17 protein-coding genes, 1 tRNA gene and 1 pseudogene are annotated in these 24,542 nt (G+C 47.7%); 3 read left to right on the top strand and 16 right to left on the bottom strand.

Annotation, left to right across the window (positions count from 1 at the left end):
* Nucleotides 1-24 precede the first annotated feature (24 nt).
* Nucleotides 25-861 carry a hypothetical protein gene (locus OXN25_24220; protein ID MDE0427976.1) on the bottom strand — a complete coding sequence of 279 codons (837 nt, stop codon included), beginning with the start codon at nucleotides 859-861 and terminating at the stop codon, nucleotides 25-27.
* A gap of 258 nt (nucleotides 862-1,119) precedes the next feature.
* Between OXN25_24220 and OXN25_24225 the strand changes: the two genes are divergently transcribed.
* From OXN25_24225 to OXN25_24235, 3 genes and pseudogenes are all read left to right on the top strand, one after another.
* The gene (locus OXN25_24225) at nucleotides 1,120-3,516 is read left to right on the top strand and encodes a hypothetical protein (protein ID MDE0427977.1); all 2,397 of its coding nucleotides are present in this window, start codon (nucleotides 1,120-1,122) and stop codon (nucleotides 3,514-3,516) included.
* Nucleotides 3,517-3,850: 334 nt separating this feature from the next.
* Nucleotides 3,851-4,141 (top strand): annotated as a pseudogene (locus tag OXN25_24230) (GHMP kinase).
* Nucleotides 4,142-4,663: 522 nt separating this feature from the next.
* On the top strand, nucleotides 4,664-5,554 hold the full coding sequence (locus OXN25_24235) for a UTP--glucose-1-phosphate uridylyltransferase (GenBank protein MDE0427978.1): 891 nt from the start codon (nucleotides 4,664-4,666) through the stop codon (nucleotides 5,552-5,554).
* Between the two features lie 121 nt (nucleotides 5,555-5,675).
* On the opposite strand, the gene OXN25_24240 is transcribed toward OXN25_24235, so the two are convergent.
* From OXN25_24240 to lepB, 15 genes are all read right to left on the bottom strand, one after another.
* Nucleotides 5,676-9,560, bottom strand: a complete 3,885-nt coding sequence (locus tag OXN25_24240) for a SpoIIE family protein phosphatase (protein ID MDE0427979.1) — start codon at nucleotides 9,558-9,560, stop codon at nucleotides 5,676-5,678.
* A 48-nt stretch (nucleotides 9,561-9,608) separates the two neighbouring features.
* Complete coding sequence (locus tag OXN25_24245) at nucleotides 9,609-10,784, bottom strand: aminotransferase class I/II-fold pyridoxal phosphate-dependent enzyme (protein MDE0427980.1); 1,176 nt, start codon at nucleotides 10,782-10,784, stop codon at nucleotides 9,609-9,611.
* 113 nt (nucleotides 10,785-10,897) lie between these two features.
* Nucleotides 10,898-11,245, bottom strand: a complete 348-nt coding sequence (locus OXN25_24250) for a hypothetical protein (protein ID MDE0427981.1) — start codon at nucleotides 11,243-11,245, stop codon at nucleotides 10,898-10,900.
* Nucleotides 11,233-11,403, bottom strand: a complete 171-nt coding sequence (locus OXN25_24255) for a hypothetical protein (GenBank protein ID MDE0427982.1) — start codon at nucleotides 11,401-11,403, stop codon at nucleotides 11,233-11,235. Before OXN25_24255 ends, OXN25_24250 begins: the two co-directional genes overlap by 13 nt.
* Before the next feature lie 111 nt (nucleotides 11,404-11,514).
* The gene (locus OXN25_24260) at nucleotides 11,515-12,258 is read right to left on the bottom strand and encodes a phytanoyl-CoA dioxygenase family protein (protein ID MDE0427983.1); all 744 of its coding nucleotides are present in this window, start codon (nucleotides 12,256-12,258) and stop codon (nucleotides 11,515-11,517) included.
* Between the two features lie 30 nt (nucleotides 12,259-12,288).
* Nucleotides 12,289-14,436 (bottom strand): YCF48-related protein, encoded by a 2,148-nt coding sequence (locus OXN25_24265; GenBank protein MDE0427984.1) that lies wholly within the window; start codon nucleotides 14,434-14,436, stop codon nucleotides 12,289-12,291.
* Nucleotides 14,414-15,211 carry a 4-hydroxy-tetrahydrodipicolinate reductase gene (dapB, locus tag OXN25_24270; protein MDE0427985.1) on the bottom strand — a complete coding sequence of 266 codons (798 nt, stop codon included), beginning with the start codon at nucleotides 15,209-15,211 and terminating at the stop codon, nucleotides 14,414-14,416. Before dapB (OXN25_24270) ends, OXN25_24265 begins: the two co-directional genes overlap by 23 nt.
* A gap of 231 nt (nucleotides 15,212-15,442) precedes the next feature.
* Nucleotides 15,443-16,240 (bottom strand): 4-hydroxy-tetrahydrodipicolinate reductase, encoded by a 798-nt coding sequence (gene dapB, locus OXN25_24275; protein MDE0427986.1) that lies wholly within the window; start codon nucleotides 16,238-16,240, stop codon nucleotides 15,443-15,445.
* Between the two features lie 91 nt (nucleotides 16,241-16,331).
* Nucleotides 16,332-17,300, bottom strand: a complete 969-nt coding sequence (locus OXN25_24280) for a c-type cytochrome (GenBank protein ID MDE0427987.1) — start codon at nucleotides 17,298-17,300, stop codon at nucleotides 16,332-16,334.
* Nucleotides 17,300-18,172: a transporter substrate-binding domain-containing protein gene (locus tag OXN25_24285; protein ID MDE0427988.1), complete on the bottom strand. Its 873-nt coding sequence runs from the start codon at nucleotides 18,170-18,172 to the stop codon at nucleotides 17,300-17,302. The genes OXN25_24280 and OXN25_24285 overlap by 1 nt, the downstream gene beginning before the upstream one ends.
* A 197-nt stretch (nucleotides 18,173-18,369) precedes the next feature.
* Complete coding sequence (locus OXN25_24290) at nucleotides 18,370-20,100, bottom strand: PQQ-dependent dehydrogenase, methanol/ethanol family (GenBank protein ID MDE0427989.1); 1,731 nt, start codon at nucleotides 20,098-20,100, stop codon at nucleotides 18,370-18,372.
* A 565-nt stretch (nucleotides 20,101-20,665) separates the two neighbouring features.
* On the bottom strand, nucleotides 20,666-21,562 hold the full coding sequence (gene lipA / locus OXN25_24295) for a lipoyl synthase (protein MDE0427990.1): 897 nt from the start codon (nucleotides 21,560-21,562) through the stop codon (nucleotides 20,666-20,668).
* Between the two features lie 32 nt (nucleotides 21,563-21,594).
* A tRNA-Sec gene (locus tag OXN25_24300) sits at nucleotides 21,595-21,688 on the bottom strand.
* 19 nt (nucleotides 21,689-21,707) lie between these two features.
* On the bottom strand, nucleotides 21,708-23,648 hold the full coding sequence (gene selB, locus OXN25_24305) for a selenocysteine-specific translation elongation factor (protein ID MDE0427991.1): 1,941 nt from the start codon (nucleotides 23,646-23,648) through the stop codon (nucleotides 21,708-21,710).
* Nucleotides 23,649-23,737: 89 nt separating this feature from the next.
* The gene (gene lepB / locus OXN25_24310) at nucleotides 23,738-24,508 is read right to left on the bottom strand and encodes a signal peptidase I (GenBank protein MDE0427992.1); all 771 of its coding nucleotides are present in this window, start codon (nucleotides 24,506-24,508) and stop codon (nucleotides 23,738-23,740) included.
* Between the last annotated feature and the right edge of the window lie 34 nt (nucleotides 24,509-24,542).

A 24,542-nucleotide genomic window follows, 5' to 3' on the forward strand; every position in this document is an offset into this window, starting at 1 on the left:
TGCAACGCACGAAAAAGAGCCGCGTTATATCGGTAGTTCGGAGTCCGAGTCTGATTTTGCCTTATCGGGTTCAGCCTTTGTCTGTGTGTCCGTTTGCTGTGCGCCGAAAATTAAGGCATCAAATTCATCATTGGTAGCAGAGGAACGTGCTGCAGTGAGGAATTCTTCCTCTTCGCTTTTTGAATCGGTGCCAGCCAACTCCTGTGCGACTGTTGAGCGGGCTTTCGCTTTCTCACGTATTTCACGCATGCGCGTCAATTCGGCAGAAGTGCCATCCATACTGATACCCGAGAGCATATCGGCGATTTCTTCTTGTTCCCGTGCCGTAATCAGATCCGCAACTGCCTCGGATTGTTCGGACTTGATTTTATCTAAATCACGATGGAGACTGGTAATCTGCAGTTTGTGGGATTCAATATCTGCTTGTGCACCTTCAATCTCGTTTTCCAGTTCCGTGATGCGCCCAGTTTTTTCCATCAGATTGGAATTGAAGTCTTGATAAGCGGTAACACATCGCGTGTATTCAGCGTGCTGCTTGATTTCTTCCTGTGCGAGCCCTTCACCTTGCAACGCCGCAGCCGTCTGCTGTGCCTTGGCGATCGCACCTGACTTTAGTTCTTCCAACCGATCAACTTCATCAGTCAAACTCTGGACTGTGGACTTCTTCTGTTCAACCAGCGCGATAAGTTGTCCGATCGCCGCCTTATAGCGTTGGATATTCCCCTTTTTGTCCTTGATAATATCTTCGTAAGCACCTCTGACGGCTTCGGGGTTTTCCATCATTCTATCCGCAGATTCATGTGCGCGGCCCGTTAATGTGTACCAGATAGCCTTGAAAAATCTTGTGAATCCATTTGCCATTGTTGTTTCTCCTGTAAGGGTGCGGGTTTGAAACGCAGCCTTCCTATGTTGATTTCCGAGTTATGCCAGTGCCACTTCGCACGGCTCTGCACCGCGCTATAGACACCCATAATATCGTAATTTTAACATATTTTATCTAAAACCGCAAGAAAATTTCACGTAAGTCCTGTTGAAATTCTGCTTGACACGAAGCAGGTATCCAAGTAAGATAAACAGTAAACACTACTTTACAATCTTTAAAAGATGTACGTGACACCTATGGTACATAGGTCATTTTCATATTGGTTCTGGTTCATTGTGTTCGGTATGTTGGCATTCCTACTTGCCAACGTGCCCCTGTTTAATATCCTCGCCTTTGAATTTTGCGCCGTGATGGCACTCAGTATTTCTTTCGCTGGCGCGCATATAGCACTAACAGTGCTGCAACAAATGAAGCGGAGTCCGCAGGCACTTACCGGTCCACCCCGACAAATTGTCTTCCGGTGTTTCTGGCATGTGCTGCTATTTAACACGAGTTTGCTCGTGTTCCCCCTTACCATAATTTTGCTGAACGCTTTTCGGGTCAAAAATTGCGATTTTGGTGAAGGATTTCTGTTTTTCGCTATTTTACCTCTAATCAGTTGTCTGTATGCGACTGCGGTGGGTGTGTTTTTTGGCTTCTGGATTCAAAAACGGTGGGCGGCATATTTAGCGTATCTGGGTTATCTCCTACTTTCTTGTGTCCCAGTGGTTATCAATCTAATATTTCATCCACCCGTATTCGCGTATCACTCGACTTTCGGATATTTTCCGGGACCAATTTACGATTTCGTTATTCGGATAACTGGCACCCTCCTGATTGCCCGTACGGAGGCGCTGCTCTGGGGCCTTCTATTTTTGGGACTTACCGTCAGCACTTGTGAGGTGAGCCGGGGAACAGGATTGATGCCGAAGCTTAGGTGGCGTAAACTTGTTGGACCGATTACACAACGCGTACCGCTATATTTATTGATCGTTGGCTTATTAGGTTTTCAATTTTATGCAGGCGCGCTCGGTATTCGTCCCACCCGGGAAGATGTCGCTCAAAAACTCGGCGGCTTCCGAGAAACAACGCATTTTGAAATCTTCTATGCACGTGAACTTGAGACTGAGATTGAACGCATGGCTGAGGATTGTGAATTTCAGTACGCCCAGCTCTCTGCGTATCTCATGCCTGAAGGTGAAGTGCTTTCTCAAAAGGTTCGCGCATACATTTATGCTTCTCCAGAACAGAAGAAACGGTTGATTGGTGCCCGTCATACATCTGTTGAGGACCCGTTCGGTTATGGATTTCACATCCATGCCCAAGGTTTTCCGCATCCAGTACTGAAACATGAATTGGCGCATGTCTTTACTGTGCCTTGGTCCCCTCTGAAAGTGAGTCTGAAGATAGGGCTCCATGAAGGAATCGCAGTCGCTGCGGATTGGGAGGAAGGTAGACTTACTGGACATCAGTGGGCAAAAGCGATGCGACAGATGGAGATCGCACCACCCCTTTCAGGCATCATGGGATTCGGATTTTGGGGACATGCCGGTTCGAGAAGTTATCTATTGGCTGGTTCCTTCGTTCGGTTTCTTGTTGATACCTACGGCATAGAAAAATTTAAGAGTGTTTTTCCAACCGGTAATTTTGTGAAGCATTACGGGAAAGACTTGTATTCACTGGAAATAGAGTGGATCGAATTTTTGGACAATGTCCCTTTGACGGATAATGACATAGCCTATACAACGTACCGTTTACAGCAGCGGAGTGTTTTTGAGCGCGTCTGTGCCCATGAAATGGCTGCTTGGCGAGATACGGCGTGGCAGGCATACTACCAAAAAGATTTTGTCACTGCTGTCCAAACCTTTGAAACGATGTTGGCTGCTGAACCTAACAACTTAAGCACGCTATACGGCTTAATGTACAGTGCTTATCGGATACAAGATTATGATAAGGCGCTGTCGTTAGCAACTCGCGTCGTAGCTGCGGAGGACACACGATTGAGTCCAGAAGCAGTGCTCTTAATCGGAGACATCTACTGGCTCAAGGATGATCACGAGAAGGCATTAGAGACTTATGCCTCGCTTGAAACAGAACACCAAACGGTTGAGTTGAGGCGTATCAAGCGAATTGTAGCACTCTCTCATTCTGATACAATGCCAACGGATTGGGATTCCCAATTAACTGGGAAGCCGGAAGAAAATTCGTCCTTACCAGAGTTATTGCGTGCTGCATTAATAGAATCCAAAGATGGGGCGGAAAAGATGGTATACCTGTCGAGGTGTATACAAACGGCACCAGATATGTGGTTAGCATATCTCTTAGCTGGCGAATTATTGCATAGAGAAGAAGCGTGGCAGAGCAGCAACCGATATTTCCAACGCGCAGCGGCACTATTAGAAGAGGAGAATTCGCCAGAAACACCAGCACGCTTCCAGTTGACATCCCAACAGTATCAGAGTCTCGCGTTAGAAGTCCAGAGGACAATAGGTATCAATGCCTACCACCAGAAAGATTATGACACTGCAATAGAAGAGTTTTCTGCAATTGCAAAGAACGAAGCATTGCCCCTTGGAACCACACTAAAAGCAGGTAGGTGGCAACAAAGGTGTCACTGGGCGCGATTAAATTGGGAAGATGCCATAAGTCCATAAGCGCGAACCCGCAACTGAGGCATTTGAACGAATTTTCACTTCAACTAAAATTGCGAGGTCTTCGTCTAATTGAGGTTGATCTAAGAACAAATTTTACTATTTTTATTAAGGAGCTGCTATGAAACTTTTTGTGCCGGGAAGAATTTGCCTGTTCGGGGAACACAGTGATTGGGCAGGCGGGCACCGGCGAAATAACGCAGCGCTCGAAAAGGGCTATACGTTAATAACCAGCACAAACCAAGGTGTGTATGCCGAGGTTAAACCGCATCCAACCTGTCTAATTTTGAGGACAACACTCAGTGATGGCACCCGTCATGGTCCCTATAGCCTGCCCATGGACGGTAACGTGCTTCTCGCCGAAGCTGAAAAAGGCGGATTTTTTAGTTATGCCGCCGGGGTCGCATATCAAATTTTAACCAACTACCGGGTCCAAGGGTTGGAAATCGATAATTATCTCACCGATTTGCCCGTCAAAAAAGGGTTGTCTTCAAGTGCAGCTATCAGTGTTTTGGTGGCACGTGCCTTTAATCGTACGTATGATCTCAAGATGACGACGCGCGGTGAGATGGAATATGCCTATCGAGGCGAGACAACAACACCTTCACGCTGTGGACGGATGGACCAGGGGTGTGCATACCAGCAGCCTATCCTCATGACCTTTGACGGGGACCATATTGATGTCCGAGAGTTCAATGTATCGCAGAACATGTACCTCGTGATTGTTGATCTCGGTGCTGGTAAAGATACACGCCTCATATTAAACCAATTAAATCACTGTTATCCATTTGCGGAAAGCGAGTTAGATAGAAATGTTCAACACTACCTCGGTCCATTAAGCGCGCAGATTACACAAGAGGCATATCAGACACTCCGCGATGGAGATGCCGAAGCAGTTGGGAAGCTCATGACACGTGCCCAGATGGAGTTTGACAAACACCTCATCCCAGCATGTCCATCGCAATTGACGGCACCCGTCCTTCACAAGGTCCTCAACTATGAACCGATTCAACCGTATATCTGGGGCGGCAAAGGGGTCGGTTCGCAAGGTGACGGATCCGCACAATTTATTGCAAAAGACAAAGAGAGCCAACAGAAGGTTATTGAGATTATTGAGCGGGATTTGGATCTGTCTTGTTTGGAGCTCGTTATTGAGGCGGGTAGACATGTCCGAAAAGCCGTCATCCCTGCTGCAGGATTTGGAACTCGGTTGTTCCCTGCTTCAAAGGCGATGAAGAAAGAGTTGTTTCCAGTGATTGACAGTGCCGGGCAAGCAAAACCAGCGATCATGGCGATCGTTGAGGAGGCAGTGAAGGCAGGCGTTGAGGAAGTTTGCCTTATCGTTCAGCCAGGTGATACTGAACTCTTTGAGTCGTTTTTCAAAACGCCACCCCCGATTGAACACTTTAATAAACTCAGCAAAGAGAATCAAACGTATTGTAACTATTTATTGGAATTAGGGAGTCGAGTGACGTTCGTTACGCAAGACGTTCAGGAGGGTTTTGGACATGCTGTCTACTGTGCACGGGAATGGGTTGGCAACGAACCGTTTCTGCTCATGCTCGGGGACCATCTCTACGGTTCAGATGAGGAAAGGTGCTGCGCTCGACAGGTGGTCGAGGCTTATGAGCGCGTGGGGCAGAGCGTCGTTGGACTCAAAGTTACGCCGATTGAACACTTGTCGAATTTTGGATGTGTCAGTGGGGTTTGGGAAGAAGAAAACTCGCTACTTTCGGTAACGGAGTTTTACGAAAAACCGGATGCTGAGTATGCGATGGAACATTTGCACGTAGATGGAATGGATATAGACCAGTTCTTGACGGTGTTTGGTATCTATGTAATTCAGCCCCAGATTTTTGAATTTCTTGAACGCAACATCACCCATAATCTCCGCGAGCGCGGGGAATTCCAACTCACTTCCTGTTTGGACGAATTGCGGAAAGCAGACGGATTTTCAGGATATGTTGTTAAAGGCCGCCGATTCGACATCGGGCTTCCTGAGGAATATCGGCAGACAGTTATTGAGTTCAGGGATGCGTAGATTAGCGGTCAGCGGTCAGCACAAGAAAGTTTGCAAGTTCAAAGTTGTGAAGAGTCGTTCTTTTTCATCAGAAGTCTCTTGCAACTTTACGGACTTTAGATACACTTTGAACTTTACAGCTTTATGGGATTCTGATGACGACGATTGTCATGTCATCATACTGCTCCGCCTCACCCACAAAATTGCGGACATCAACGACAAGGTGCTCAACGACTTCTGCCGCACTACAACCCCCAGGAATGCGTGCCACTGATTCCTTTAAACGATCAGTTCCATACATCTCTTCCGCTTGGTTGAGTGCTTCAATCAGACCATCGGTATGAAAGATAAGAATATCGCCCTCGCTTAAATCGAAGGTCGCCGATTCATATTCCACCGTTCTCATACTACCCAGTGGAAGGTCGCTGTTTTCAATCTCAATTATGTCGTTCCCGCGCTTAAGAACAGGATAGGGTTGTCCTCCGTTAGCATAGTCGATTTGTCTTGTATTTTCATCAAGAATCGCGAGGTTGAGTGCGATGAAACTTGGACCGTACATGCGTGGGGCTAATCCTGAATTAAGGTCGCTGAGAATGACATCCGCCTCGGATTTGAAACGTGAGACTTCGTATAACATCCCATTCGTCAGTACTGCGTTCATCGCGCCTCGTAATCCTTTCCCCGCAGCATCCGCCACTGCTATTGCTGTCTGACCGTTTGCTACAGTGAGATAGTCGTAGAAGTCTCCGCCGACCTGCGTCGCAGGTACCGACATCCCCGCGACATCAAACCCTTTCGTGTCAGGTGCTTCTGTGGGCAGAAGTCCCATTTGGATATTTTGTGCTTCACTCAATTCAGCGCGGATGCGACGCATTTCCGCTTCTTCGCGTTGACGCACTTCATTGCGGAGCTGCGCTGTGTGCCGTCGATTGACAATTAAGCGACCTAATAAGGAGAAAACGACGGTCAAGAAAATGAGCGTTGGTAAGTAGGTACGCCATCGCGTCCAAAGCGGCGGTTGGATATTAAAATCCACAACTGCGGGTCGATGCGTGTAGTCCCAGTTTTCGCGGAAAGCCTTAACAAGGAAACTGTAGTTTCCTGCTTTCAAACCGGTGTAGCGAATGCGCAGAATACCGTTCCGGTTTTGAAGTGCCACTTTAACGCCGCTACTGTTCATGAGTTGTGTGTCTGTTGACTCGGATGTGGCGAGGTTAATCCACTCCTCAGATGAAACGCTTGGATTCGTTGTTAAAAGAGAAAACATCTCTGCTGAAACGTTGGTCCACTTCGGATTATCTAATCCGAGTAATCTGAATTGATATGACAGGCCTTCTCGGAGTGGACTAATGCCCTGCACATCAAAGATAACATTTCTGGTGCCACGGGCGGGTAGCGAGAGGTTAGATGAAAGTTGCGTGTAGGTTTTGTCAGCCGCTAAAGCGGTTAACCGACAGAAAGGGATTCCACCGCGGGTAGGTGTATATTGTGTAGCACCCCCTTCGGTTGCAAACCAGATCTCTTGATCCTTGAACTCATAAAGTTCCCAGATGTTATTATGTGCCAGACCGTCTTTTGTCGTGAGTGTATAAAAGGTTTCGCCATCATATCGAACAGTGCCGCCACCCCTTGTGGCAAACCAGATATTACCGCTGCTGTCCTCCATCACATCCCGCACATTGTCCACAAGAAATCCATCTTTTGTTGTGTACGTTGTCAGTATGTTTCCATCGTAGCGAACCGCCCCACGAGATGTTGCTAACCAGAGGGTTTGGTCCTTGGAAATCAGTGAGGCATTTACTGGCGCGAGTTCAATGTTCTTAGTTGTAATTAACTGCGTGCCTAAATACGTCCTGAGGGCGTCTGAAAAGAGAAAAGTTATTTCGTTGTTTTGTTGCGTCGGATCCTTCCAAACCGCGAGTGGTGCTGAGCTGGACGCTCCGTCAAGAAAAAGCGGAGCACCGAGTTCAGTCTCACTCCAGAGTACCAATTTTCCTGTTACAGCATTGAAGAACCATTTACCACCGAGCGCAGATTTTAACAGGGTTGTCGCTTTAAGTGGCAGAATTTCTGGCTTGATACCGCCGGTTGTGGACGTTAGGCGGTCAATATTTTTCGGATAGCGTAAAACCCTTCCATTCTCAAAATGCACCCATAGCCTCTTATTTGAATCTCTATAGAGGGCGGTAATAGCGGCTTCACCGTGATCTATCTCCGAAGTCGTGCCGAACATAATTCTCTGAAAACCACTGTTTGTGATTCGTAATAAACCAGACGTATCCGCTTTAAAAAGGTTTCCACCGAAGGCTATCCATCGGTGTTCGCCTTCACTAACAAGAACTTCAGGATCACTGGTCGCGCCTTCGCCACCAGGGCCGATTCTGGTCTGAATGGATATAGAAACTTGGTCAAATTTTCCATTGGCGTACCGAAAAAACGTATATCGTCTTGATCTTCCACGCGACCTCGGATCTACGAAGTTGACGAACCAGATGTGTCCGTTCACTTCAAACATTTTTATGATTTCAGTGCGAGAACCCGATCCAGCTTGCCGTCTATTTGTAGGGTTGGTTTGGGTGGAAGACGACGTGTCTTGTGTCAAACCTAATCGCAATGAATTGATGGTGATGTCTTCCGTGTCCGCAGTGGGGTTGTAGCGCGCAACGCCTCCGGGAATACTGAACCAGAGGTAGCCACGGCTATCTTCATATATCATCCGGACTCGGTTGGTGCCGATACCAGCGTGTGTACTAATGACGGGTCTCGGATCGAACGCTGTCACACCGTTATCGTGTCCAAACCACAACTTACCGTCCATGGCTTCAAAAATTGTGTGAACGTTATCGTTTTCCAGACTGCTACTGGTGGTATAGGAAATTGGTTGAAGGTCTTGGTCATATCTCTGTGGTCCATATTCATTGGCGAACCATAAGTGCCCTGTAGCATCTTCGACTTCAAGAAACCCGGATAGGTTTGCGCGCGTATGCAACCGGGCCCCATCCCACCATCTTGTGGTATATTCGTCGCTGAACCAAATTCGTCCTTTTTTATCACTTCGGATTTTTGTAAATCTTCTGGTCGCTGTTGTTTCTAAAGAGGTGGTTATATTGGAGCCTCTGTACGCCCAAGGTAGTGGGAGAATCTGCTCAAAGTCTTTTCCGTCAAACCGTAGGAGAAGGTTGTAGCCCCCGAACCAAAGATTTCCATCTTTATCTTCGGCTATTGCCTCAATTGCCCCCACAGCGCGAAGATTTGACGTATCGTAACGTACGAACCCGGAACTCACTGACATACGCGGTGTTTCAGCATCTGTTTTACCACTTGCGTCATCCGTTAGGAGTTCACGTGTCAAGGGACCCTCTCGAAAACTCAGAATCACACCGGTTTGTTCTTTTTCACCTTCACTCCCACCCAACCAGAGCGTCCCATCTTTACTTTCAAAGATCACGTTGATTGTCAGATCCGTTGAACGCAGCAAATCTTCGCCTACGATTTCGTTTGGCTGTGCTTGTGGTGGACGTTCGGCATCTGTGACGTATTTTGTCAATCGCTGATTTTCACCAACCCACACGTCACCGAGTTGATCGACAATCAATGAGTTCCCATTGCCAATCAGACTGATTGCGGTGCCGTCAAATCGACTTACGCGTCCTTCTCTTTCTGACGACATCCGCGTGAGGAACCAGATATGTCCCCACTTGTCTTCAGCGATTTGTCGCGTCCTTCCAAGCAACGCACCCAATTTCACTTTAGCGGAAGGTGCTTCATCCAGAGCGTTCAGGGAGCCTGCATAGGATTCAAAAGTGTTGCCATCAAATTGGCTTACGCCATTTTGGTCAGAACCGAACCAGAGAATACCACGACTGTCTTGAAAAATAACAGGGACGACAGGACCCACCAATCCATCGGCAACGGTATAGGTTTGCATCTGCTCAGCCTGTGTATCTGCACAGGTAAAAACAGCAACAAGGACTGTGCTAAAGATGAGGATGGCATTTTTTGCTGAATGCGGGTGAGCATATATCATGAGTCTGTTGTGAACCAGAAGCATTAATTCAAAGGCTGTGTCTAATGATTAGTGCGCGAAATCGCGAATCCGGGAAATTGCTTCTTTGATAACCGAATCTGGATACGTAAGAGAGAGTCGGCAATAGCCTTCGCTCCACTGACCATATCCAAGGCCGGGTGTTACCACAACCCCGACTTCTTCAAGGAGTGCTGTCGCGAAGGCACGGCTTGAACCGTTGAAACGCGGTGGAACGGGTGCCCAAATATATATCGTCGCCTTCGGTTTTTCGATATCCCATCCACTATCTGTCAGGGCGTCCACTACCATGTCGCGTCGCCTTTGGTAAACAGCGTTAATCGTAGGTGTAACTTCATCCGCTATTGAGAGTGCCTTCGCACCGGCAAATTGAAGGGCGCGGAGTGAACCGTTATCTATGTTATCTTTAACGGTTTTAACGGCACTGACAGCAGTTGGATTACCGACAACAAATCCCAATCGCCATCCGGTCATATTAAATGCTTTGCTCAATGAGAAGAATTCAACGGCTACTTCAGCGGCACCCTCTACCTGCAAGATACTTGGTGACCGGTAACCGTCGTAGGTGTTTTCGCTATAGGCGTTGTCGTGTGCGATGAGAATGTTATTTTGCCGCCCGAATTCCACAGCACGCTCGAAAAAATCGAGATCGGCAGTTGCTGTCGTTGGGTTATTTGGATAATTAATCCAAAGGACTTTGGCGAGGCGTTTTATTTCATCAGGAATAGCGTCAAAGTCGACATAGAAATCGTTTTCTCGCAGCAGTGGCGCATAGTAAGTCGTCGCACTTGCGAAGACGTGTCCGATGTTATAGGTGGGATAGCCAGGACTTGCGGCGATGCCAATATCACCCGGATTCAGTATGCCTAATGCCAGTTTAACAATAGCATCTTTACTTCCGAGCGTTATCGCAACCTGATCATCGGATAGCGGGACACCGTAGCGGTGTTGATAAAAATCGCAAACCGCCTGCGGAAAATCGTCGACAGGATTGTCGCATCCATAACGGTGGCGGTCGGGGTCTTTTGGGTTTTGGATTGTATGGACGAGACTTTCGACGACTGGATCGGGAGTCGGGATATCCGGATCACCGATGCCGAGGCTAATGACATCAACACCTCGTGCCTGTGCCGCCTGCATTTTTTGACGTATATCCACGAAGAGATAGGGTGGAAGTTTCTGTAACCTTTCTGCGATTGTAATCAAAATTGTTCTCCTAATTCCATATTTTCGTAAACACACGCGATTTGGAATCGCGTGTGCAGATCATTTTAATAGTACCGTTGCGGTATCAAGAGCTGTAGGAGCAGTGAGGATTGTTAAAAAATCAGTACTAACACGGTGACAATACCAGTTGTGCAAACAGTCCCAGCAGCTACAACTATACCTATAAACCGCTTTAACTCGGCTTCTGACCTATCTATCCTATTATTAAGGCGTGATTCAAGCTGCTTGAGCTGTCTCTCGATATTGCCAATTTTCTCGTTGATGTTTGATTCAAGTTGTTCAAAATCCTCCCCAATGGACTGCTGTATTATACTAAAAATCTCTTGATCCTGATTAGATAGATCATCAGAATCTATTGTTTCAAAGTCCACATTTTCTGTATAACTCCTAACTTTCAACTTTAGCCATCCCGGAATTGGATAACTATCTATTTCCGCCAAGATATGCTCTTCGGTCTTGCCTTGTTTTTTAGTTCCTCAAGCACTCTATTGAAGAGTGCCTCAGATCCAAGTCTATGGATTGCCGATAGGACGAGTCCAGCGAATGGTCCCCAAGGTCCAACACGCCCCACAAACCTATTCGCTAATCTGGATCTCAAAAAGGGCTCTATCCTCCCCATTGCTACAATCAACACCAGGGATAGGCTTCCTACTCTAGCAATTTTTTCTACGGCGCGGTTACCAAAATTAAACATAGTTCCTCACTTCTGTTATTTAAGTTGAAGGATTGCCTGTTGGGTTTCGCTGAGGCTTTCCATAACGTTTGGACTAAAGTGCAAGCCTTGACCCCCCCAGTCTGGCATATAACCGATGCTGTAACAATAGTAAAGCGTCCGCCTCGGTTTACCAGAAACGTTGATAACAGACCCGTGGGTTAACGCCTCCGTGAAAATAATAGCATCGCCTGCCTTTGCGGGAATCGGGGTCAAGACAGGATTTTCATCTGGATGACTTCCCCAAGGCTTACGGAAATTGCTCTTATGTGCGCCGGGTATAACAGCAAAGCATCCGTCCTCCACATCACAATCCAGCATCGGAAAGACTGCCTTTGTTAGCGTAGACACCATCTCCCCGTTTCGGCAGTGGTACTGGCATTTTGGAATAATGGGTGTACCGTGCATGTGCAGCCCAGTATAGCCGCCTCCCCATCGGTAGATCGTGTAGGTGTGATTGAGTCGATAGGGACCGCCTGTTACGCCTTGGACAACATCAAGAACCTCTGGGATGTCAATGAGCCTGTTGAAGGTGCTGTCGGCTTCCAAAATATTGGAGATATAGAGCTCCTGCTCCGTGCGCTGCGTCCCCAGACACAGCGGCGGCGGATACGCCTCGGGCGGCATATTTTCGTATTGGTCTAAAACCTCGTTGCAGGCATCAATGATTGTCTGTGGAACAACACCCTTTAGCACAATGAAACCCTGCAAGTCGAATAGATATTTTTGTTCGTCTGTCATAGTATTTTTCCTTTAAGGTGTTTTTAACGCTTACGGAACGGCTTCATATCTAAGGATTGTCCCGTTCTGCCCAACGACCCATCCGCTATTTGAATTACTGACGTAAATAGCCTTCAAATCTGTGCGTGTATCCGTACGTTGGGGTCTCCAATTCTGTCCACCGTCCTTTGTGTGTAGGACGAGTCCCTCTTTTCCGACAATCCAGCCTTTTGTTTCAGAGATAAAAAATACGTCGTCAAGGAAATTCGCAGTATGACTCTCTTGACGTTGCCACGTTTTTCCGCCATTATCCGTATGAAGGATCAATCCATCCATACCCAAACTGCGAAGATCCAATCCGACGACCCACCCCTTGTCTGCTGTGATGAAGGTAACGGCATCTAACAAAAAGAATGAGTGGTTTCTGCTAATAGCGGCGGGATGCCAATGGTCACCACCGTCGAGCGTAGAAAGAATCGTGCCGCTCATCCCAACTGCCCAGCCGCGTTGTTTTGAGGTAAAATGAATGTCAAAAAGATTCCAGGTCGTTCCACTCTCTTGGCGTTGCCAGGTCTGTCCACCGTCGTCTGTATGAATAATTTCGCCGGCACTCCCAACACACCATCCTGTTTCTTCGTCCACAAAGAAGACGGCGAGTAATTCTTGCGTCGTTTGGCTCTCTTGGCGTTGCCAGAGGCTTCCACCGTTTGTGGTGTGCAAGACCACACCGGCTTCCGCAACCGCCCACCCTTTTTCTGGAGACACAAAATGCGTTGCACCGAAACATTCAGTGGTTCGGCTATCTTGTGCATCCCATACAGCCCCGCCATCTTCAGTGCGTAGGATCGCGCCGCGATCGCCTACAACGTACCCTTCTTTTGAAGAGACGGCGCAAACATCGACAAGGAGATGGCTCGGACTTGATTGCGATTCCCAAGTTATACCGCCGTTCCGGGTGTGTAGAATCGTGCCGTTTTCGCCGACAGCCCAACCGAGTCGTTTAGAGACAAAGTCAACGCCTAAAAGGACAGCATCGGCACTGTTGTGGAAACGCGGGCCGCCACGCTGGTGTTTCCATTTGCCTTTCCCGCCAGATGCCGTGTGGAGAATAACACCTAAGTCACCGACAATCCAGCCGTTTTGGGAGTCCGTAAAGTCGATGTCGTAGAGCGTAAAGGTGTGGAGCGGCTCATTGCCGAGATACTCCGGCTGCCCATAACTGCTTTTATGCCGTTGGTTGCTCCCGTCAGTGATGAATTCCCATGTCTGTCCGCTGTTAGTTGTTACAAAGACGCTCCGCCGATCACCGACAATCCAGCCAGTTTGTTCGTCAATAAAGTGGAGGTTGAAGAGAGCCTGCGCTGTCGTAAACTGCTCTTCCCATGACTGCCCACCATCTGTTGTTCGGTAAATATAGCCTGGGTTTACGTTGTTCGAGGTTCGTGAATCTCCAATACTTGTTCCTGATGTTGGCGTATTGTAGGTGATAACCCATCCCAGATGTGCGTTCACGAAGTGAACTCCTTTCAAGGACTTTCTACCAAATATGCCTGCGTCAGCCTGCGTAAACGTCTTTCCGCCGTCGGTTGTTTTGAGCAATGTCCCCCAATCCCCGACGATCCAACCTGTAGTTTCACCTATAAAGATGTCGTGCAGGTTATTTTCCGTACCTGTTTTGATATGGGACCACGTCTTCCCGCCATTGGTCGTATGGATGACTGTTCCGCTTTCTCCAGTGCACCATCCCTCTAATGCAGAGCGAAAATAAACTTTGCGCAGCGGTTTATCGAAAACGCTACTGCTCTGCCTATGCCATGTTTGTCCACCATTGTTTGTGTGGATGATGAGGCTTTCAGCCTCTTCCGTAAAGTCTTGCCCCGGAATAATATCTACTGCATTGCCGACTGCCCATCCTTGTGTTTCAGAGATGAAGTGAACGTCATATAGGTGTGAGCTCCAATCACCTTCCATAACGGTTTTCCACTCGTACTGGATTTGTCGTTTGGACGCACTGTTTTCACAACCGACTATAGATAGAATACCGATGAACAGCACGAGAAGATAATTCTTAGTTATCAGTAGCGGGTAGTCAGCTAATTTCTCTGGCAGTTGCCTATTGTTTGCATACCCCAAACATCTCTTTAACTGACAACTGATAACTGATAACTGAAAACCACTAAAAAAGGACTTCGCTAACATCGTGCAATCCTTTGGGAGCGTTGACGACCCATCTCGCTGCGCGAATCGCACCTTTGGCGAATGCTTCCCGATTGTGGGAACGATGAATGATGTTTAATTGTTCACCCTCGGTTGCGAACAGGACAGTATGATCTCCGGCAATATCACCACCACGGACAGCGTGAGTACCAATTTCCTGTTGGGTCCGCGCGCCGACGATACCGTGGCGACCGTAGACCCCAATCTCTGCTAAATCACGCCCTAATGCTACAGCGACGGTCTCTGCTAAACGGAGGGCAGTGCCGCTGGGTGCATCTGTTTTGCGATTATGATGTGTCTCGATCGTCTCAATATTGTAATCATCTCCGAGGGCTTTCGCAATTAATTCCGATGCTTGGATCATTACATTGACACCGAGGCTCATATTGGGTGCCATGACGCAGCGCGTCTGTGAGGCAAGCGTTTTAACGATAGTCAATTCATTGGTGCTGAAACCTGTTGTTCCAATAACCACCGCTTTATCAGCGTCAACAGCCTGTTGGAGATACTGTACAGTTGCTTCTGGCTTCGAGAATTCGATGATAACATCCGCGCTGTCAAGGACATCCTCAAGCTTACCTGTGACAGGTACCCCAATCTCGCCGATGCCTGCGACAACGCCAACATCACTTCCGATTTGTGGGTGTCCAGAATATTGAATCGCCCCAACAAGTTCCATATCAACCTGTTCGGCAATGCCTTGTGTAATACACCGACCCATGCGACCGCAGACACCGGTGATAACGACACGGATCATGTTTTTACCTTTTATAGTAAAGCCGAAAAATATGTGGATACTTATAGCACAAACTTGCCTCGCAGTGAGAGTTTGTGTAAAGTGTGCACGCAAACTATGGTAAACCAGAAAAATAAATGAACATTTTACCCCGGCCTGGTAGGTGCGGTTTCTAACCGCACCGGTCCTGAATGTCTAATTAATTCTAAGGTTTACCATAAATGAAGTTTAAGTATTTAAAACTGATAGGCACTAAAAAAGGACTTCACTGATGTCGTGCAATCCTTTGGGAGCATTGACGATCCATCTGGCGGCGCGAATCGCACCTTTGGCAAATGCCTCTGGACTGTGTGCACGGTGGACAACACTTAATTGTTCACCCTCGGTTGCGAACAGGACAGTGTGATCCCCGGCAATGTCACCACCACGGACGGCGTGGATACCAATCTCTTGTTGTGTCCGCGCACCGACGATGCCGTGGCGACCGTAGACCCCTACTTCCGTTAAATCACGTCCTAACGCTGTAGCAACGGTTTCCGCTAAACGGAGGGCTGTGCCGCTCGGGGCATCTGCTTTGTGATTGTGATGTGCTTCTATCACCTCAATATTGTAATCGTCTCCGAGGGCTTTCGCAATTAATTCCAATGCTTGGATCATCACATTAACACCAAGGCTCATGTTCGGAGCCATGACGCAGCGAATCTGGGACGCAAGCGCGTTGATAGTTGCGAGTTCATCGGGCGTGTAACCGGTTGTTGCAATGACCATCGCTTTATCAGCAGCGACGACTTGCCGGAGGTGTTGCACAGTCGCTCCTGGACTTGAGAACTCGATAACGACATCCGCACTTTCAATTACATCGTCAAGCTCACTTGTAATAGCGATGCCAGTTTCACTCATGCCTGCAACAACGCCAGCATCACTCCCGATTTGTGGGTGTTCAGGATATTCGATTGCGCCAACAAGTTTCATATCCTCTTGTTGGGCAACACTTTGGATAATGAGCCGACCCATGCGACCGCATGCTCCATTAATAATTACACGAACCATTTATTTTCCTCTGGTTATAAGTTATAAGTTAAGATGATTCCCAGAAGCCTCTTAACTTATAACTAACGACTTACAACTAACCCCTATTTTTTTACTTCAATGTCAGCAAATATGCCATGAGGTCTTCCATCTGCTTTACTGAAAGAATATCTGCGAAGTTTTCGGGCATAACACCCGCTTGTGGCACACTGGTAGCCCTTATATCCTTTTTGTAGTAAGTTGTCCACAACTTCCCTGATTCGTCAAGTATTTGCACGACATCGGGGTTTTCTCTATCTCTGTGATCGTAGAGGTACCGTTTCTTGCCAGTGATTTCCTCTCCGTCTATGGTGAGGATCGTGAGCATTTCGTATTCAGGGGCTATATAAGCGCGTGGATTGAGGATAGACTCCACAATGAAGTGTGGGGCGCGGGTGCGAGCAATATAAGTCAAATCGGGGCCTATCTCATGACCAGTCCCGGTAGCACCTCTGCCATGAACTGCATGGCATTTACCGCAAGCGTATCCGTCAGAGTAGAAGATAGCCTCTCCGGCTTTGACATCACCCTCCATGTACGGTGTCCATTCTTCGCTCTGTTTTATCTCTTCCAAGGAGACCCCCGCCGCCTTTGCCTGCTCCGTGCGGAGATAGCCGACAATCATGTTGATTGCTTCATCGGAGAGTTTGCCGCCGAATTTTTGCATTTCAGTTCCCGGTAATCCGTTGAATACGGTTTGGAAGATACCACTATCGGTCCATCCATAGAGCCACTCGGCTTTGAAGAGATCGGGTGCTTGTCCGCCACGAGTGCGTCCGGCGTGGCAGTTCCAACACATTAAGCGAAAATAAAACGCACCGTCTATGACATCTTCATCATAACTGTGTTCCGGCGGTGCTGCCGGTGCGATATCCACTTCCATCTCTTGGGCATCTACAAGTGATAGCGAAAACAGACTCACACCTAAAAAAAACAGAAGGAGAATACTACACGCTGTGTATATGGCAGAAGTTGTACGCTCAGACATTTTGCCAGCGCGCTTGCGAAGCGCGCCTATGAAGCTACAAGTAGAGTGTATCATTACTTTTCCTCCTCCTGAAACGGAGCGTAGTAGGGTAAATGGTACTTCTGAACAATCCCTTTAAGTTTTTCCCCACTCCATTTCTGTTCGATAATTGTGTTAACAGCGTTTTGAAGTGCTTGTGTATCTCGCTCTGCCGTGTTTTTACTGAAAGCGATAGAGACATTCCAACGGAGACGAGATGGCGGCATGTATCCAGCAACAACTTCTAATTCAGGATAAGCTGTTTCTGTTTGTGCTGCCCGCTGAAGACGGGATCCTTTTTCAATCAACCAACCCGAGTTTGCCCACATACATCCGTAAGCGATTTCACCTTTCTGTAGCGCATCCAGAACAGCGATTTGTGAACGATAAACCCGGCGGTTGTATCCCATCTGTCGAAGCACGTCACTCGCGATCGATCCAGCCTCTGTACCAATCGTTTCCAGTTTGATGTCTTCCAGTGTTTTGGGGGACTGTTGCAAATCTTTCCGCTTTATCAACACATAACCGGTGCCGTAATACGGTTTAGAGAAGTCAACATTCTGACCCAACTGGACGTTTTCACTCATCGCGCGCTCTTCAATAGGGATTCCGATAACGCAGTCGCAATGCCCGCGTAACATATCAGCGAGCAAGCTATCCCGGAGCGAATCGAGCCAATGGAGTTCCAGTTTAACCCCTAATTCTTCTGCCAGTAGATGTGCTATCTCAACATCTACTCCTGGGAGTTCTGGATCGGCATTAGAATAGGGCAGATTCCGAACGTCCATGCAGACTGTCAACACTCCTTTTTCTCTAATCTCTTCCAAGGCATCGTCAGCATCCGCATTGTGCAATATCGAACCGGACAGCGTGAAAAGCAATACCCATAAAAGTATGTGATATTTCACAGGGCAAACCTCCTTTATTGGTTATTAGCAGTTAGCAGATAGCGTATAGCATATAGTAATTAGCGAATAACAATTAGCAAAGACGCAAGCGTTCCGTAACGCCTCTTTTCTTTGCTATAAGTGCAGCGACTTATACGCTACATGCTAATCGCTATAAGCGTAGCGACCTGACCACTGAAAGCGTAGCGACCTGACTGCTATTCATCAAAGAGCGCGAACACATAGAGGGTGCCGCCTTGGCGGGCGTTAACTTCGGCATATTTCACCGCACCCGATGCTATGACAACATATTGAACACCATCAAGTTGATAGGTAATCGGTGGCGCGAGCACCCCGGATCCAGTTTGGAAGTCCCAAAGCACTTCGCCGGTTTCTGCCGATAATGCCATGAATCTTCCCTCTAAGTCCCCTGCAAAAACGAGACCGCCCGCTGTTGTGAGGCATCCACCCCATTGTGGGAAGTTCGTTTTGTGCCGCCATTTAATTTCACCTGTAGAAACGTCAATCGCGCTAATGTGCCCCCACATCTCCATGTCGCCAGCGGCATCTCTTTCTGCCGTCATACCGCTTCCAAGATAGGGTAAACCTTTCACATAGAAAACGCGACCTTGATGGTAGGAACCACAAAGTTCTAAAGACGGGACATAGAGATGGTTTGTGAGAGGGTTATAGGCTGAAGGAGGCCAATTTTTCCCACCTTCAACACCAGGACATACGCGAATCGTCCCTTCTTCCGTGGTAAACACGCCCGGTTTGACAGTCGGACGCCCGTTTTCGTCGAGTCCCGCAGACCAATTCATTTCGCAATACGGACTTGCATATAAGAACTTCCCGTTGGTTCTATCAAGCACGTAGAAATAGCCGTTACGGTTTGCCTGCATCAGTGCCTTAGTCGGCTTCCCATCAATGTCCATGTCAATGAGAACCGGTTCACTCACGCCATCCCAGTCCCAAACATCGTGGGGTGTGGCTTGGAAGTGCCATTGGAGTTTACCGGTATCGGCATCAAGTGCGACAATGCAGTCGGTATAAAGATTGTCACCCCTGCGAACAGCCCCGTTCCAGTCGGGTGCAGGATTGCCCGTTCCCCAGTAGACAAGATTCAATTCTGGATCGTATGAGCCGGTGACCCAAGCAGAGCCGCCGCCTGTCATCCATGAATCGCCTGCCCATGTGTCGCCGCCGGGTTCATCTTTTGAAGGAACAGTGTAAAACCGCCACGCTTGTTCACCCGTTTCAGCGTAATACGCGTCAATGTAGCCGCGAATGCCGTATTCCGCACCAGATATCCCGACAATCACTTTGTCTTTGACAACTAACGGGGCAACGGTCAAAGATTCAGCGTTGGTTGAATCTCCAACGACTCTATCCCACAGTACCGTTCCAGTTTTCACGTCAAGCGCAAGGAGATGGGCATCGAGGGTTGTCCAAAAGACTTTGTCTCCAAGAATGGCAGCACCGCGATTGACCATACCGCAGCAGATAGCCAGACCATCTTGGAGCGGATAATTATATCGCCATATTTCCTTGCCCGTTCTGGCATCCACGGCGTAAATACTGCTATAGGGGGTTGTGATAATCATTACCCCGTCTATAACAAGCGGAGTGCATTCAAACTTATCGAACCTTGTTCCAATTTGAAACGCCCATTTCGGGACGAGTTTTTTGACGTTTTCGGTGTTAACCTGTGTGAGTTCGCTATATCTCCAACTTCTATAGTCGCGTCCATACATCAGCCAGCTTTCCTGATCGCCTTGTGAGGACAATAACATCTCATTGGTAACGGGTCGGATATTATTGACATCGGTACCCGCTGTAACAATCCCCGGTGTCGCAACAAGTGATAGGGCTACCACAAAGATGACGAGGCTTACGCGTTTTGTGTGTAGACAATCGCTTGCTGCTTTGAAAAAAGTCTGCACGCTCATATTTCCTCTCCTTGTTCTATCAATAATACAATCCCAATTTCCTATCCTTTTAAATGCTATATCACATAAGGAGGCGCGAGGCCTCTCTCTCGCTGTTTCAGGTGTAGATACCTCAGGTTTTAATTTATCAAAAATTAGATTTTATGTAAACCGGAAAAATCTCGTCTAATGCAGATTTGCCTTCATATCTACGGAATTTCATAGGGATTCATAGTATTCATAGTATTCATAGTAACGTTCTGAACATTGCGTCTTTAGAACCTTCATAAAGTGAGGTGTGGCATGGGTTTATAGGTTGTTTGTGAAGCAGGCACTTTTTTGGTGTTACTATGAATCCGAATTTTGGGGTTCTGAGAATTAGGCGTGAAAAGTCAATGGTGGTGTAGGTTTATAGGGGATTCCGAGTTGTGTACTTTTGGGGTGGTTACTATGAAAGTTGTGTGTCTCTTTGTTATACTTTATTTAACGTTATGATTAAGAGTTATGCAAGGATTTCCTGAATCAGGATTTTGGAGTTACAAGACAGACGAGATCGCCTCGCTTGATTTACGATTGACATGTCCAGTTACCCTAATTGTGCTTGTTCTCCAGCGTGGTAGGAACTCCGCACAAGGGGGCCAGATTCCACGTGCCGAAAGCCCATCTCTATCCCGACTTCTTTGAGTTCGTCAAATTCTTCGGGGGTATAATAACGTTGTATCGGTAGGTGACGTGTGGAGGGTGAAAGATATTGCCCGATGGTAATAATATCGCAGCCGGTATTACGGATGTCCTGCATTGTCTCTAAGAGTTCTGTGATTGTCTCGCCTAAGCCTACCATGAGTCCCGATTTGGTGAGCATTTGGGCGTCGAGCTGCTTGACTATTTCGAGGAGTGTTAGGGTCTGTTGGTAGTTGGCGTACGGGCGGACCCTGCGGTAGAGGCGCGGCACGGTTTCGGTGTTGTGATTCAGAACTTCAGGACGGGCGCGTACAATAACATGAAGTGCTTCCCAATTTCCTTCGAGATCAGGAATGAGAACTTCGACTGTACATCCGGGTTGATTTTTCCGGGCTTCGGTGATGCATTCTGCGAAAACACTCGCGCCGCCGTCGGGTAGGTCGTCACGGTTAACAGAGGTAATCACGACGTGTTTGAGTTTTAAGTGTGCAACAGCCTCACCGATGCGTCTCGGTTCATCGGTATCAACAATGCCACCGGGCGCGCCTTTCTTGACAGCACAGAACATACAACGCCTCGTGCAGACATCACCTAATATCATGAAGGTTGCAGTCCGACTGTTCCAGCATTCGCCGATGTTCGGACATCGCGCTTCTTCACAAACAGTGTGAAGTTCCAAGTCGCGCATCAATTTTTTGAGTTCCGCGTAGTTGCCGCCACCTGGGATCCTCGCCTTAATCCATGATGGATGGCGGCTTTGCTGTCTATTCACGTTGACGATAGGGAGGGTTTTTAACATCATTTGGTCCGGACAATACTACTTTGCTGTCAAGATGGCGGGAGAGGGTGGGAGTCGAACCCACCTATCCACTTGCATGGACAAGCCGGTTTTGAAGACCGGTAGGGCCACCGGACCCTATCCTCCCCCATCTTCAAGTGCTTCACAACTATGCCTGTGAGTGCCGTGGGTGCAATCTTCGGACGTTCCCGTCTCGGATTGTGAGGTTTTGACTATCGCAGTACTCTAAAAACGGCACCGCATATTTTCGAGATGTTTCTGCGATTTCGCGGAATTCCGCAACAGTTATTATATCATTTTCGCGGAGATACGTAATTAATAATTCCTGCACCGCTTTGAGAGCGACACTATGAATGAAAAGATCATCGGCTATCCTAACGAATCGCCCCAAGCGAAGAAGCGCGTAAAAGGTTGATTCAAGGACTTTCGGTGTATATTCGGGCAATCGCGTGCTAAGTTCCTTGAGTGTGGGTGTATGGATACCTGCTTCTAAGAATAATTTCTCTAACGTCTCCTTGGCGGTCTCTTCCTCTTGGGAGAACTGAATTTCATGGGAGGCAAGACGTAAGAGATTACCATCTTTAACGAGTTGACGCTCCGCAGTGAGTTGATTCTCCAATTTCTCAAAGCCAGTTTCGTCCAATCCAACCTCACTACGAAGCTGTGTGGCGTTTTGTCCGGGGAGAAGAGGTTGTGCTTCATGGAAATCTGCTAATGCGTTTAATAATTTTTCTTTCGTTTTTGCAGTGCGTGGGGCATCGGAGACTAAAGGGTTCCTGCCAGATTTGTCCCAACGCACAATTTTCCTATCGGCTTCTAAGCTGCCTAAAATGGCTTTCACATGCTGCTGTGAATGTGGAAGATAGTAGTGGAGGAAGGACTCCGGGACGCAAAACGTCTTGCTATTTTCCAGAACGGTGTTAACTACTTGGGCATTATCAGCCTCTTCCCATTGTGCTAAAGTGGTTATGGTTTCCGGTGTAAACCGTTTGTGCTTAGGCGCGAAGGGGTTGATAACCTCGCCCCCGCCGACGGTATATTGCGCTGAGAAGTCTCTCAAGATAATCCGATCTCCCCTAAACGTTAGAATCGGTTGTTCTAAACGGAGTTGCGCTTGCACGGTATCTCCCGGTAGAATTGCCTCGTCAACCAATAGGATCAATCGGCAGAATATCTCACGGGTCCCGATATACGCACGGAGACGGCTCCAATGTTCCAATATTCTTGGAAAGGAGGACAGCACTCGCAATGACACGTCGATGTTGTTAGTTACCTGAGAAAACTCGGTTGGGCAGAGAACATCGCCGCGTTGAATATTTTGAACAGAGGTGCCTGACAGGTTGAGTGCTGTTCTTTGACCTGCTTGGGCAACGGATGCTGGTTCGTTATGCACCTGTATACCCCGCACCCGGACTGGATCTCCTTGCGGTAGAATTACCATTCGCTGGTCGCGGTTGATGGAACCTCCAATAAGCGTCCCGGTGACAACGATGCCAAATCCTTGAACCGTAAAAACCCGGTCAACATAGAGTCGTGGGATTCCATCACTTTCCTCAACTTTTGTTGCGAGTGTTACTTGTTCAACAATCGTCTGCTTTAGGGTATCAATACCCGCACCGGTTATTGAGGAGACGCTAACGGTGGGAATCCCTTCGAGGCTTGTTCCGACAAGCATTTCCTGTGTCATTTCTGTGGCTTCCGCCAATTCGTCTGCCGTTGCCAAATCCGATTTCGTCATGACGAGAATGCCGTTTGAAATGCCTAACAGATCCAGGATTGCTAAGTGTTCAAGTGTTTGTTCTTGGACCCCTTCCTTCGCGTCTACCACAAAGAGGACGATATCCATACCGTAAGCACCGGAGAGCATACTTCGGATAAATTTCTCGTGTCCGGGGACATCGACGATCCCAGCCCGTGAGTTATCGGGCAAATCGAAGTAAGCGAAACCTAATTCGATGGACAGCCCGCGTTCGCGTTCCTCCTTGAGTCGGTCTGTCTCCATGCCGGTAAGTGTGCCAATTAGGGCAGTTTTCCCGTGGTCCACGTGTCCGGCTGTTCCGATGATGAGATGTCGTCTGTCTTGATGCATCAGTTTTTTTATCGTTGTCAGTTGTTGGTTATTGATTATCGGTTTTTTCTCGTAGAATTTACAATTACTTAGATACTATTGACAACTCTTTAAGGATGTCCATGAATGATTTTACCGATTCGGTTGAACCTGACATTCCCTACCAGTTTCCACACTTGCCAGAGTTTCGCCGGTCGTGCATCAAATGACCAATACACCATAAACGCTTGCCCTTTGATGTCGTTTATATCTACTGGTCCCCAAGAGCGGCTGTCGCTGCTCTGGTCTCTGTTATCACCCATTGCGAAGACTGTGCCTTTCGGAATAGTAAACGGTTTCCCTTCTGGGAATTTACGACTAAATTGGCTTGCTGTTAAAGTGTAATCCGAAAATGCTTCGTTATCAGGCAGATATTCCGGTTGCCGAAACGGCGGGAAATTACCTTTTCTAAAGTGGCTGAAGGACATGTATTTCGTATAGTGACTGTCATCAACTGCTTTGCCGTTTACATAAAGTGTATTACTGCGGGTTTCAACGGTATCGCCTTCAACGGCTACGATGCGTTTAATGAAATTGCGTTCTCGGTCGTGAGGCGGGATGAAAACGAAAACGTCACCGCGCGCGGGCTTATGGAAATCAAAGACCTTGATACTCGTGCCAGGAATTTTAACCCCATAAATGAACTTGCAAACCAGAATTCGATCTCCGATCAGGAGTGTATCTTCCATCGAACCTGAAGGGATCTTGAAGGCTTCGACAACAAAAGGACGTATGAATCCAAAAACAAGAATCAGCGCGACGACGATAACTTGCGTGTATTCCCATACGACGGTCTGCCGAAATTTCTGCCATTTAGATAGCTGGGTGTCGTTGTTATTCATAATATGTGTAAAGTCGCTATGAATAGAAAAGCGT

This window comes from Candidatus Poribacteria bacterium (genome assembly GCA_028820845.1).
Taxonomy (GTDB): Bacteria; Poribacteria; WGA-4E; order WGA-4E; family WGA-3G; genus WGA-3G.